Source organism: Rhodococcus sp. BE178 (genome assembly GCF_050433545.1).
Lineage (GTDB): Bacteria > Actinomycetota > Actinomycetes > Mycobacteriales > Mycobacteriaceae > Prescottella.
This window is the reverse complement of record NZ_JBNPXA010000012.1, coordinates 141750-153435: the sequence shown is the minus strand read 5'-3', so window position 1 is coordinate 153435 and position 11686 is coordinate 141750. Positions and strand designations below refer to the sequence as shown.

The window sequence follows — 11686 nt, the reverse complement described above, 5'->3', positions numbered from 1 at the left end:
TCAGTTGAGGCGCAGCTCGGCGGCGGCGCGCTGCTGATCGGCCCGATGCTTGAGCACGACACCCATCGTGGCGCGGACCGCGTCGTCGTCGAGAGTGTCGAGACCGAGCGCGAGCAGCGTGCGACCCCAGTCGATGGTCTCCGACACCGACGGCACCTTCTTGAGCTGCATGCCGCGCAGCACGTTGACGGTGCGCACGAGTTGCTCGGCGATGGCCTCCGGCAGTTCCGGGACGCGGCTCGCGAGGATCCGGCGCTCGAGCTCGGCGTCGGGGAACTCGAGGTGCAGGAACAGGCAGCGACGCTTGAGCGCCTCCGACAGCTCCCGTGTCGCGTTGGAGGTGAGCACCGCGAAGGGCTTGCGCGTCGCGGTGATCGTGCCGAGCTCGGGAATGGTGACCGCGAAGTCGCTGAGGACCTCGAGCAGCAGGCCCTCGATCTCGACGTCCGCCTTGTCGACCTCGTCGATCAGCAGCACGGTCGGGTCCTCGCGGCGGATCGCGGTCAGCAGCGGGCGCGACAGCAGGAACTCCTCGGAGAACACGTCCTGCTTGGTGGCGTCCCAGCTGTGATCGCTGCCGGCCTGGATCCTGAGGATCTGCTTCGCGTGGTTCCACTCGTACAACGCGCGAGACTCGTCGACGCCCTCGTAGCACTGCAGGCGCACCAGTTCCGCGCCCGACGTCTGCGCGACGGCGCGGGCCAGTTCGGTCTTGCCGACGCCGGCGGGGCCCTCGATCAGGAGCGGCTTGCCCAATCGGTCAGCGAGGAACACCGCGGTGGCGGTCGCCTTGTCGGAGAGGTAGCCGGTCTCGGCGAGTCGCGCGATGACGTCGTCGACGCTCGCGAACAGCGGCGGTGCAGTCGGCAGGGCCCGGTCCACACTCGCTCCTTTCGGGCCGTCAGGCCGGTCGGGTATGACCGTCTCCCCAGACAGTCCACTTGGTCGAGGTGAGCTCGCCCAGGCCCATGGGGCCGCGGGCGTGGAGCTTCTGCGTGGAGATCCCGATCTCTGCGCCGAACCCGAACTGTTCACCGTCGGTGAATGCGGTCGAGGCGTTGACCATAACCGCGGCGGCGTCGACGCGGGCGGTGAACTCGCGCGCGGCGGACAAATCGGACGTCACGATGGCCTCGGTGTGGCCGGTGCCGTACCGGTCGATGTGCTCGACGGCCGCGTCGAGGCCGTCGACGACCTTGAGCGCGATGTCGAGAGTCAGGTACTCCTCGGACCAGTCCTCCTCGGTGGCCGGGACCAGTCCGGGCAGGTCGCCGTGCACGGTGACGCTCTGCATCTGCAGGGCCTGCAGCAGCTGCGGCACCGCGGTGTCGGCGATCGCGGCGTCGACCAGCAGCGTCTCCGCGGTGTTGCACACGCTGGGACGCCGGGTCTTGGCGTTGAGGACGATCTTCTCGGCCATGTCCAGGTCGGCCGCGGAGTGGATGTAGACGTGGCAGTTGCCGACACCGGTCTCGATGGTGGGCACGGTGGCGTCGCGCACCACCGCGTTGATCAGCCCGGCGCCACCGCGCGGGATGACGACGTCGACCAGACCGCGGGCCTGGATCAGGTGGGTGACACTCGAGCGGTCCGCGCTGGGCAGCAGCTGCACGGCGTCCTCGGGCAGTCCCTCCGTCGCGAGGGCGGCGCGCAGCACCTTCACGAGCGCGGCGTTGGACTCGGCCGCCGACGACGATCCGCGCAGCAGCGCCGCGTTGCCGGACTTGAGCGCGAGGCCGAACGCATCGACCGTGACGTTGGGGCGGGCCTCGTAGACCATGCCGACCACACCGAGCGGGACGCGGACCTGGCGGATCTCGAGCCCGTTGGGCAGCGTGGAACCGCGGACGATCTCGCCGACCGGATCCTGCAGGCCCGCGACCTGACGCAGGCCGGACGCGATGCCCTCGACCCGATCGGCGGTCAGCCGCAGCCGGTCGAGCAGCGATTCCTCGGTACCGGCCGCACGCGCGGCCTCGATGTCCTCGGCATTGGCGGCCAGGACGGCGTCGGTCGCGGCGAGAACGGCATCCGCGGCCGCATGCAGGGCGGCGTCCTTCTGCGCGGTGGTCAGCAGCGCCAGCACACGGGACGCGACACGCGCGCGGCGAGCGGCGCCGTGCACCGCCTCCCGAGTGTCCCCGGCTTCGCCGGCTGCGGGTGAAGTATGCGTCGCGGCAGTCATCTCTACAGATTAGCGACCGCGCCGGGCGCATAATCTATCTGCCCACGCGCCGTCTGCGTAAGGAAATGTCATTGTCACGACACGAGACGATCCCCGAAGCGCCCTCGGAGGGGTACAGCCGCGGACTGAACTCGCGCACCATCCAGATGATCGCCCTCGGCGGCGCGATCGGCACCGGGTTGTTCTACGGCGCCGGCGGTGCGATCGAGGAGGCCGGACCGTCACTGATCCTGGTCTACCTCGCGGCCGGTCTCGTGATCTTCGTCATCATGCGGGCGCTCGGCGAACTCCTCACCTACCGGCCGATCTCGGGCAGCTTCGCCGAGTACGCCGAGGAGTTCCTGGGCCGGTTCTTCGGGTTCGCGACCGGCTGGGCGTACTGGGCGGTGTGGGCCGCGACCTGTATGGCCGAGATCACCGTCGCCGGCAAGTACGTCGAGTACTGGTGGCCGAGTGTGCCCACGTGGCTGACTGCACTGGTGGTGCTGCTCGTGTTGTTCGGCGCCAATCTCATCTCGGTGAAGCTCTTCGGTGAGGCCGAGTTCTGGTTCTCGGCCATCAAGATCACCGCGATCCTGGGCATGATCCTCATCGGCATCGGGGTGCTCACGATCGGCTTCGGTCACGCGACCAACCCGACCGTGACGAACCTGTGGGCCGACGGCGGTGTGTTCCCGAACGGATTCGGCAGCGCACTGATGAGCCTGCAAGTGGTGATGTTCGCGTACGTCGGCGTGGAACTGGTCGGTGTGACGGCGGGCGAGGCCGAGAATCCCAAACAGACGTTGCGCAAGGCGATCAACACCCTGCCGTTCCGCATCGGGCTGTTCTATGTCGGTTCTCTCATCGTCATCCTGTCGGTCGCGAGCTGGCGGGACTTCGAGGCCGGCAAGAGCCCGTTCGTGGAGGTGTTCGAGCAGATCGGCATCCCGGCAGCCGCCGGCATCATGAACTTCGTGCTCCTCACCGCGGCACTGTCGTCGTGCAACTCCGGCATCTACTCGACGGGGCGGATGCTGCGGAGCCTCTCGCTGCGCCGCCAGGCGCCTGCGGCGTTGAGCCGGCTCAGCAGCCGGCAGGTTCCGTACGCGGGTCTCACCATGTCGGCCGGCGCAATGGTCATCGGCGTCATCGTGAACGTCCTGTCTCCCGATCGCGCCTTCGTCTACATCACGTCGGTGTCGACGATCGGGATCATCTTCGTGTGGGGCGTGATCCTCATGTGCCACCTCCGCTACCGCCGATTCGTCAACAGCGGCGCGCTGCCGGCGTCCGACTACCGACTGCCCGGCGCGCCCTACACGAACTGGATCGCACTCACATTCCTGGCGTTCGTCGTCGTGCTGCTCTTCTTCACCGAGACCGGCCGGATCGCGCTCGCCGTCGGCGCCGTGTTCGGCGCGTTGGTCGTCGGCGGCTACTACGCCCTCCTCGGGCGCGCTTCCTCTCGCTACTGAGGGCACGGTCACCGACGACGCCGCCGTCGAGCGTGCCGTCGGGGCCACGGTGCTCGGAAATGCCATCGACTAGTTCTGCGCCTACGCCTACCTCACGACCACGATCGGCAAGGCCTTCGTCCCGGACGTCGGCGCTCGTCGTTCTCGTCCGAGGGCGAGCGTCTCGGCCTCTAGGAGGACGAGCGCGACCAGGGCGAGGGCTGCGCCGATCCAGCCGACACTGGGGTACCCGAATCCGGCAGTGAGTGCGAGTCCACCGAGCCAGGGGCCGACGCTGATGCCGACGTTGAACGAGGCGGTACTGCCTGCCGCGACGAGCGCCGGTGCCGCCGGAGCGATTCCGAAGACCCGCGCGTTGAGCGCGGGGTTGGCACCGAACCCTGTCGCTCCGAGGAGGAACACCAGGATCACCATCGGAAGAACCGATTCGGCGGTCAGCGCGATCAAGGCCGAGCAGACGAGCAATCCGGCGAACCCGACCCCGAGGACCCGAACGGGCCACCTGTCGAAAGCCCGACCCCCGACCGCGATGCCCAGCAGCGCCCCGACGCCATAGACCGACAGCACCGCGGGAACCCACGCCGGCGCAAGCCCGGTGGTGTCGATCAGCAAGACACCCAGGTAGGAGAACGTGACGAGCAGCGCCGCCGTCGAAGCCGCGGTCATTGCATAGGACAGCCACAGACGGGGCCGCGCCATCGCTCGAAGCTCATCACGAACCCGCGGCGACTCACTCGGCGTCAGGGCGGGCACGCGCGCCGCGACACCGGCCATCGCCGGCACCGACAGGACGACCACCGCCCAGAATGCGGCACGCCAACCGAAATTCTGCCCGATCCAGGTACCGGCGGGCAGCCCGATCACCGTCGCCACGGTGAGTCCACCGGCGACGATGCTCATCGCGCGGCCGCGCCGGTGACCGGGAACCAGTTCCATCGCGGTGCTCGCGGCGACGGCCCAGAACCCCGCGTACACGAACGCACCGATGAACCGGCTTGCGAACAGCGCCTCGAAGCTCGAGCTCGTGGCCCCCACCACGTGTGCGAAGACGAAAACCCCGATGAACAGCAGCAGAGCGCGCCGACGGGGCCACCGCAAGGTCGCGATCGTGAGGACTGGGGCTCCGATGACCATCCCGAGCCCGAAACCCGAGATCAACAGGCCCGCCTGCGGGACCGAAACGCCCAGGTCGACAGCAATATCGGGAACCAGCCCGGCCAGCATCAGTTCGCTGGTGCCCTGGGCGAAGATCGCGAAACCGAGGACGAAAACTGTCATCGGCATCAGAGCATCACCCCGCCGCCGACGCCTATCCACTGTTCCTCAGCCGTAGCCCGCCGATCCATGTACCCGACTCCATTTCTTTAGTGACCGTTACAGAAAGCAGACCCTAGCACCTTGTGTAGCGTTTGCTCTAAAATGCGACCCATGGTGACAACGCTTCGCGGACGCCCGCGCTCGTTCGATCGAGATGCGGCGTTGGACAAGGCGATCCGGCTGTTCTGGCGCCAGGGCTACGAGGCCACCTCGGTGCGCGATCTCACCGAGGAACTCGGTATCGGGGCCCCGAGCCTGTACAACGCGTTCGGCGACAAGCAGCAACTCTTCGCCGAGGCGCTTCAGGTGTACGTCGAGCGCTACGGCGGCTTCATCGACCGCGCGCTGGCCGAGGAGCCGACCGCGAAGGCGGCAGCAGCCCGGGTCTTCCGCGACGGCCCGCTGCGCTACACCCGCCCAGACCTTCCGGCCGGCTGCCTCGTCGTCGATGGCGACGCGGGCACATCCAACGCCGAGGTCGCAGCGTTGCTGACCGAACTCCGCACGAGCAACGTCACGGCGTTCGCCGCAAAGATCCGGACCGATATCCACGCGCACGTTCTGCCGGCCGACACGGACGCCGTCACACTGAGCCGCTACACATTGACGGTGCTGAACGGCTTGGCCCACGCCGCCCGCCAGGGGGCCGGCCGGGTCCAACTCGAGGGCGTCGCCGAGCTTGCGCTGCGCGCCTGGCCCTGAGTGGCCGCCACCGCAACCCCGATCGTCGGACGAACGCCGACCCGCGGCCAGACCCGGCGCGCCGACCTCGGCGCGCCTAGGGTCGGGGGATGTCCGCGAACAGAGTGGTCGTAGTCGGCAGCATCAACATGGACCTGGTGGCCCGGACACCTCGGATGCCCGCGCCGGGCGAGACGATCCTGGGCACAACCTTCGCGACCACCCCGGGCGGCAAGGGTGCCAACCAGGCGATCGCGGCCGCCAGGGCGGGCGCGGACGTCGCCTTCGTCGGCGCGGTGGGCGACGACACCTTCGCGCTCGACCTCCGCCAGGCTCTCGTCGACGCCGAGGTCGACGCCGAGCGACTGCGGGAGGTGTCGGGACCCAGCGGGGTCGCCGTGATCACTGTCGACGACGACGGGCAGAACTCGATCGTCGTGCTCCCCGGCGCCAACTCGCGCGTCCTCGACCTCACCGACGAGGAGCTGAGGCCGGTCGCCGACGCCGACGTCCTGTTGTGCCAGTTGGAGATTCCGGTCGAGACGGTGACCGCGGCGGCCCGGCACGGCTCCGCGCACGACACCGTCGTGATGCTCAATCCCTCTCCGGCACGGCCCCTTCCGGACGAATTGATCGCTTCGGTCGATGTCCTCGTCGTCAACGAGACCGAGGAGCAGCAGCTCGGCGGGGACACCCTCGCGCGGGTGGCGCACGTCGTGACGACCCTCGGCGCAGACGGCGCGCGCTACCGCGGCCCGCAGGGCGACCGGGTGCAGGTCGGCTCCCCCGACGTCGATGCCGTCGACACCACGGGAGCCGGCGACGCCTTCACCGGCGCACTCGCGTTCGCGTGGGACCGCGGCCCGCGCGACGCCCTGACCTTCGCCTGCGCGGCGGGCGCGCTGGCCACCACCCGCCCGGGCGCGAGCGCCGCGTCGCCGACGCGCGCGGAGATCGAGGCGCTCCTGTCCGAGAACACCTGATACCGAATTCACTTGGCACGCTCGGCTTCCGTCCGTACGATCCCCCTGTGAACACACCGATCGCACCCGCGCTGCGCCCGTGCCTCGGGCCTCGGGAGTGGCCCGCCCTCGTGCGCATCTGGCGCAGCGCCGTCGAGGCCACCCACGACTTCCTGACACCGGACGACGTCGACTACTACGAGTCGCGGATGCTCGGCGACTACCTCCCCGCCGTCGAGGTGACGGTCGCGACGATCGACGGGCTACCGGCCGGATTCTCGGGGCTGGCCGGAAGCTCCCTCGAGATGCTCTTCGTCGACGGCGCACGCCTCGGTCGCGGCCTCGGATCCGCACTCCTGCGCCGAGCGGTAGCCGAGCATCCCGATCTGCACCTGGATGTGAACGAACAGAATCCCCGCGCGGTCGACTTCTACCGGCACCACGGCTTCGTCACGACGGGTCGCTCGGCCACCGATGCCGACGGGCGCCCGTTCCCGATCCTGCACATGGCACGCGCGACACACCCCAGCGACGGGGGTTCCCGCCGCTGATCCGACCGTCGTCGCCGACCTGTCGGCCCCCTCGGGCACGATGGACCCATGACGACCGCGACCACTGCAGATCTCCGTGACGATGCCGAACGGTTGCTCCGGGAGCTGGCCGGCCCGCAGGCCACGCTCCGCGAGGACCAGTGGACCGCGATCGAGGCGCTGGTCGTCGGACGACGGCGCGCGCTGGTGGTGCAGCGCACCGGCTGGGGCAAGTCGGCGGTGTACTTCATCGCTGCGAAGCTCCTGCGGGCGCACGGGCACGGGCCGACCGTCATCGTCTCGCCGCTGCTCGCCCTGATGCGCAACCAGGTGGCCTCGGCCGAACGCGCCGGCGTGCGCGCGGCGACGATCAACTCCGGCAATATGACGGAGTGGGACGAGATCCACCAGCGCGTCGCGGCCCGGGAACTGGACGTGCTGCTGGTCAGCCCCGAGCGTCTCAACAATCCCGACTTCCGGGACCAGGTGCTGCCGTCGCTCGCCGCCGACGCCGGTCTGGTCGTGGTCGACGAGGCGCACTGCGTCTCGGACTGGGGTCACGACTTCCGGCCCGACTACCGCCGGATCCGCACCCTCGTGGAGGAACTGGGCGAGGGGATTCCCGTCCTCGCGACGACCGCGACCGCCAACGACCGCGTCGTCGCGGACGTCTCGGCGCAGCTGGGTGTCGGCGGCGCCGAGACCCTCGTGTTGCGCGGCGGCCTCGAGCGCGAGTCGCTGCACATGTCGGTGGTCCGGATCGCGAACGCCACCCAGCGCGCCGCGTGGCTCGCCGAGCACCTCGACGAACTGCCCGGATCCGGGATCATCTACACCCTGACCGTGTCCGCGGCGCGGGACCTGGCGAGCCTGCTGGCCGACCGCGGCCACCGCGTCGCCGCGTACACCGGGCAGACCGACGCCGCCGAGCGGGAGGCACTCGAGACCGACCTGCTGAACAACGACGTCAAGGCGCTGGTCGCCACGTCGGCGCTGGGGATGGGCTTCGACAAGCCGGATCTGGGTTTCGTGGTGCACCTTGGCGCACCCTCGTCCCCGATCTCGTACTACCAGCAGGTGGGCCGCGCCGGCCGATCGACCGACAGCGCCGAGGTGGTGCTGCTGCCCGGCAGCGAGGACCAGCAGATCTGGAGCTACTTCGCGTCGGTGTCGTTCCCCCGCGAACACATCGTCCGGAAGGTGATCGACGTCCTCGACACCGAACGTCCGCAGTCCACGCAGGCCCTCGAACCGCTCGTCGAACTCAACCGGACGCGACTCGAACTGGTCCTCAAGGTCCTCGACGTCGACGGCGCGGTGCGTCGGGTCCGTGGCGGCTGGGTCGCCACGGGGCAGCCCTGGACGTACGACGCGGAACGCTACGGCCGCCTCGAGGTGGCACGCCAGGCCGAGCAGGAAGCCATGCTCGAGTACGAGCGCACCGACGAGTGCCGCATGACGTTCCTGCGCCGCCAGCTCGACGACCCCGGGCTGGGCGACGGGGACGGGCGCTGCGGCCGCTGCGACAACTGCGCGGGCCCCAAGTACAGCGCCACGGTCAGCGAGGCGGCGGTCGCCGACACCAGACAGCGGCTCGAACGGCCCGGCATCGACCTGCTCCCCCGCAAGCAGTGGCCCACCGGCATGGCGAAGCTCGGAATCAGCCTGTCCGGCAAGATCACCGACGGCCCCGACACCGGCCGCGTCCTGGGCCGACTGTCCGACCTCGGCTGGGGACAGCGCCTGCGGACGCTGCTCGACGGCCCCGACGTGCCCGTGCCCGACGCCGTCGTCGATGCGTGCATCAAGGTCCTGGCGGCCTGGGATTGGGCGGAGCGGCCCGCCGCCGTCATGTGCCTCGAGTCCACCACCCACCCGGTGCTCATGCGGTCCCTGACCGCCCGGCTCGCCGAGGTGGGTCGCCTCACCGACCTGGGAGTGCTGCACGAGCGGCCGGACCATCCGCCCGTCTCGGCGGCCAACTCGGCCTACCGTGTCGCGGGTCTCGACGGCGCGTGGGAGGTGCCCGATCTCACCGGAATCGACCGCCCGGTGCTGCTGCTCGACGCCGTCACCGACACGGGTTGGACGCTGACAATGGCGGCGCGGATCCTCCGCCGGGCAGGAGCTCCCTCCGTCCTTCCTTTCGCGCTCGCCACCCCCAAGTGATACCGAACGTGACCAGGCTCACATTGAGTGCCCCACCTGCACGACTGCGGGGTCTCATCTGCCCGATTTCCGGGGATCCGTGAAATCGTGACGCAGGGTTGTTACGTTCGATTCATCAATGACGCCAATACAAACGCGAGTTACCCCGACCACCGTGCCGGACGCGGTGGAGTTCCGTAAGCCACAGATCTCAGACGGAGTCCGGCTCTGGGAGATCGCCAAGGATTCACAGACGCTCGACGTCAACTCGAGCTACTCATACCTGTTGTGGTGTAGAGACTTTCAAGACACGTCGATCGTCTCCACCGTCGACGGCCGGGTGACCGGATTCGTCACCGGATACATTCGCCCCGAGGCCCCGGACACCCTGTTCGTGTGGCAGGTGGCCGTCGATGCCGCCCAGCGAGGCCGGGGACTGGCCGGACGCATGCTGAACGATCTCCTCGACCGCGTTGCGCTGCAAGGCGTCTGGAATCTGGAGACCACGATCAGCCCGGACAATGTCGCGTCGATCGCGCTGTTCACGTCCGTCGCCCATCGCAGAGGTTCGACGATCACCGACCGGAAGCTGTTTTCCCCGAACGACTTTCCCGACGCGCATGCAGCCGAGGACCTCTACACGATCTCGCCGCAGCACGCTTCCTGAGGAAGGAACACTCACTCATGACCACTGTCGAGACCAGCATTTTCGAATCCCTCGAGTCCGAGGTGCGGAGCTACAGCCGGAACTGGCCGACCGTCTTCGAGTCAGCGTCCGGAGCCTGGATCCGCGACGAGACCGGCCGCGACTACCTGGACTTCTTCGCCGGGGCGGGCGCCCTCAACTACGGGCACAACAACCCCGTCATGAAACAGGCCCTGATCGACTACATCGCGAGCGACGGCATCACCCACGGCCTGGACATGTCGACCGTGGCCAAACGCGACTTCCTGAAGAGCTTCCAGCGCAACATCCTCGAGCCCCGCGGGCTCGACTACAAGGTCCAGTTCCCCGGTCCCACCGGAACGAACTCGGTGGAGGCCGCGCTGAAACTGGCCCGCAAGGCCACCGGCCGCGAGTCGGTCATCAACTTCACCAACGCTTTTCACGGTATGACGTTGGGTGCACTGTCGGTCACCGGCAACTCCATGAAACGTGCCGGCGCAGGTGTGCCGTTGGTGCACGCGACGCCGATGCCGTTCGACAACTACTTCGGTGGAGTCATGGAGGACTTCCACTGGTTCGAGCGCGTCCTGGACGACTCGGGTAGTGGACTCAACCGCCCGGCCGCGGTGATCGTCGAGACCGTGCAGGGCGAGGGCGGCGTCAACGTTGCCCGGCCGGAATGGCTGCGCGCCCTCTCCGAGCTGTGCACCCGCCGCGACATCCTGCTGATCGTCGACGACGTGCAGATGGGGTGCGGGCGCACCGGCCCGTTCTTCTCGTTCGAGGTCGCGGGCATCACCCCGGACATCGTCACGCTGTCGAAGTCGATCGGCGGTTACGGCCTGCCGATGGCGCTGACCCTCTTCAAGCCGGAGCTGGACCTGTGGGCGCCGGGCGAGCACAACGGCACGTTCCGCGGCAACAACCCCGCGTTCGTGACCGCGACGGCCGCCCTGGACCACTACTGGTCGGACGACGCACTGCATCGGGCCACGCTCGCCAAGGGCGCGCGGATCAACCAGATCTTCTCGAACCTGGCTGTCACCTTCGACGGCGTGAGCACGCGCGGCCGCGGCATGGTCCAGGGTCTCGTGTTCGACGATCCCGGGATGGCCGTGAAGGTGTGCGGCATCGCATTCGACGAGGGACTGCTGGCCGAGACGTCCGGCCCGTCGGACGAGGTGGTCAAGCTGCTGCCGCCGCTCACCATCACCGACGCCGAACTCGATCACGGGCTGAGCATCCTGGCCGAGGCCACCGCCAAGGTCTTCGCCTGACCGCGCCCACGCCCACACTTCAGCGACGAGAGGAACTCTCATGATCGTTCGCACGACCGACGACATCACCGACACCGACCGCGACATCACGAGCGACGACGGCAACTGGCGCAGCAAGCGCATCGTCCTCGCCGGCGACGGCGTGGGATTCTCGTTCCACGAGACCACGATTCGCGCCGGATCGGTCAACGAATTCCACTACGCCAACCACATCGAGGCGGTCTGGCTGGTCGAGGGCGACGGCATCCTCACCGACCTCGACAGCGGCGAGGTGTACCAGTTGCGGCCCGGGTCGATGTACCTGTTGAACGGCCACGAACGGCACCGCGTGGAGCCCGTCACCCAGATGCGCATGCTGTGCGTGTTCAACCCCCCGGTGACCGGTCGCGAGGTGCACGACGAGAACGGCGTCTACCCGCTCGTCTCCCTCGACGAGACCGAGGCCGCGGCGTCGTAGGTTCC

11 protein-coding genes are annotated in these 11686 nt (G+C 68.7%); 8 read left to right on the top strand and 3 right to left on the bottom strand.

Annotation, left to right across the window (positions count from 1 at the left end):
* Window positions 1-882, bottom strand: coding sequence for an AAA family ATPase (locus J2X34_RS20275; protein WP_114719055.1), 882 nt, complete (start codon window positions 880-882; stop codon window positions 1-3).
* A gap of 19 nt (window positions 883-901) precedes the next feature.
* Window positions 902-2185: a glutamate-5-semialdehyde dehydrogenase gene (locus tag J2X34_RS20270; RefSeq protein ID WP_114719054.1), complete on the bottom strand. Its 1284-nt coding sequence runs from the start codon at window positions 2183-2185 to the stop codon at window positions 902-904.
* A 65-nt stretch (window positions 2186-2250) separates the two neighbouring features.
* Between J2X34_RS20270 and J2X34_RS20265 the strand changes: the two genes are divergently transcribed.
* Entirely contained in the window at window positions 2251-3642 is a 1392-nt protein-coding gene (locus J2X34_RS20265) for an amino acid permease (protein WP_114719053.1), read from the top strand.
* Window positions 3643-3729: 87 nt separating this feature from the next.
* On the opposite strand, the gene J2X34_RS20260 is transcribed toward J2X34_RS20265, so the two are convergent.
* Window positions 3730-4920, bottom strand: coding sequence for a Cmx/CmrA family chloramphenicol efflux MFS transporter (locus J2X34_RS20260; protein ID WP_429519423.1), 1191 nt, complete (start codon window positions 4918-4920; stop codon window positions 3730-3732).
* Between the two features lie 150 nt (window positions 4921-5070).
* On the opposite strand from J2X34_RS20260, the gene J2X34_RS20255 reads away from it, so the two are divergent.
* The 7 genes from J2X34_RS20255 (at window position 5071) to J2X34_RS20225 (ending at window position 11681) form a co-directional block, all read left to right on the top strand.
* Window positions 5071-5661: a TetR/AcrR family transcriptional regulator gene (locus tag J2X34_RS20255; RefSeq protein WP_174911395.1), complete on the top strand. Its 591-nt coding sequence runs from the start codon at window positions 5071-5073 to the stop codon at window positions 5659-5661.
* An 89-nt stretch (window positions 5662-5750) separates the two neighbouring features.
* Entirely contained in the window at window positions 5751-6623 is an 873-nt protein-coding gene (locus J2X34_RS20250; RefSeq protein WP_429519421.1) for a ribokinase, read from the top strand.
* A gap of 47 nt (window positions 6624-6670) precedes the next feature.
* The gene (locus tag J2X34_RS20245) at window positions 6671-7153 is read left to right on the top strand and encodes a GNAT family N-acetyltransferase (RefSeq protein WP_429519419.1); all 483 of its coding nucleotides are present in this window, start codon (window positions 6671-6673) and stop codon (window positions 7151-7153) included.
* A gap of 48 nt (window positions 7154-7201) precedes the next feature.
* Window positions 7202-9301 (top strand): RecQ family ATP-dependent DNA helicase, encoded by a 2100-nt coding sequence (locus J2X34_RS20240; protein ID WP_429519417.1) that lies wholly within the window; start codon window positions 7202-7204, stop codon window positions 9299-9301.
* Between the two features lie 118 nt (window positions 9302-9419).
* On the top strand, window positions 9420-9947 hold the full coding sequence (gene ectA, locus J2X34_RS20235; protein ID WP_114719048.1) for a diaminobutyrate acetyltransferase: 528 nt from the start codon (window positions 9420-9422) through the stop codon (window positions 9945-9947).
* A gap of 17 nt (window positions 9948-9964) precedes the next feature.
* Window positions 9965-11224, top strand: a complete 1260-nt coding sequence (gene ectB, locus J2X34_RS20230; RefSeq protein WP_114719047.1) for a diaminobutyrate--2-oxoglutarate transaminase — start codon at window positions 9965-9967, stop codon at window positions 11222-11224.
* Between the two features lie 40 nt (window positions 11225-11264).
* On the top strand, window positions 11265-11681 hold the full coding sequence (locus J2X34_RS20225) for an ectoine synthase (RefSeq protein ID WP_114719046.1): 417 nt from the start codon (window positions 11265-11267) through the stop codon (window positions 11679-11681).
* The last annotated feature ends 5 nt before the right edge of the window (window positions 11682-11686 follow it).

Excerpts from the sequence above, each read along its gene's own strand:
- J2X34_RS20255 (WP_174911395.1), top strand. The coding sequence starts at position 5,071 with ATGGTGACAACGCTTCGCGGACGCCCGCGCTCGTTCGATCGAGATGCG.
- J2X34_RS20250 (WP_429519421.1), top strand. The coding sequence starts at position 5,751 with ATGTCCGCGAACAGAGTGGTCGTAGTCGGCAGCATCAACATGGACCTG.
- ectB (WP_114719047.1), top strand. The coding sequence starts at position 9,965 with ATGACCACTGTCGAGACCAGCATTTTCGAATCCCTCGAGTCCGAGGTG.
- J2X34_RS20260 (WP_429519423.1), bottom strand. The coding sequence starts at position 4,920 with ATGACAGTTTTCGTCCTCGGTTTCGCGATCTTCGCCCAGGGCACCAGC.
- J2X34_RS20240 (WP_429519417.1), top strand. The coding sequence starts at position 7,202 with ATGACGACCGCGACCACTGCAGATCTCCGTGACGATGCCGAACGGTTG.
- ectA (WP_114719048.1), top strand. The coding sequence starts at position 9,420 with ATGACGCCAATACAAACGCGAGTTACCCCGACCACCGTGCCGGACGCG.
- J2X34_RS20225 (WP_114719046.1), top strand. The coding sequence starts at position 11,265 with ATGATCGTTCGCACGACCGACGACATCACCGACACCGACCGCGACATC.
- J2X34_RS20270 (WP_114719054.1), bottom strand. The coding sequence starts at position 2,185 with ATGACTGCCGCGACGCATACTTCACCCGCAGCCGGCGAAGCCGGGGAC.
- J2X34_RS20265 (WP_114719053.1), top strand. The coding sequence starts at position 2,251 with ATGTCATTGTCACGACACGAGACGATCCCCGAAGCGCCCTCGGAGGGG.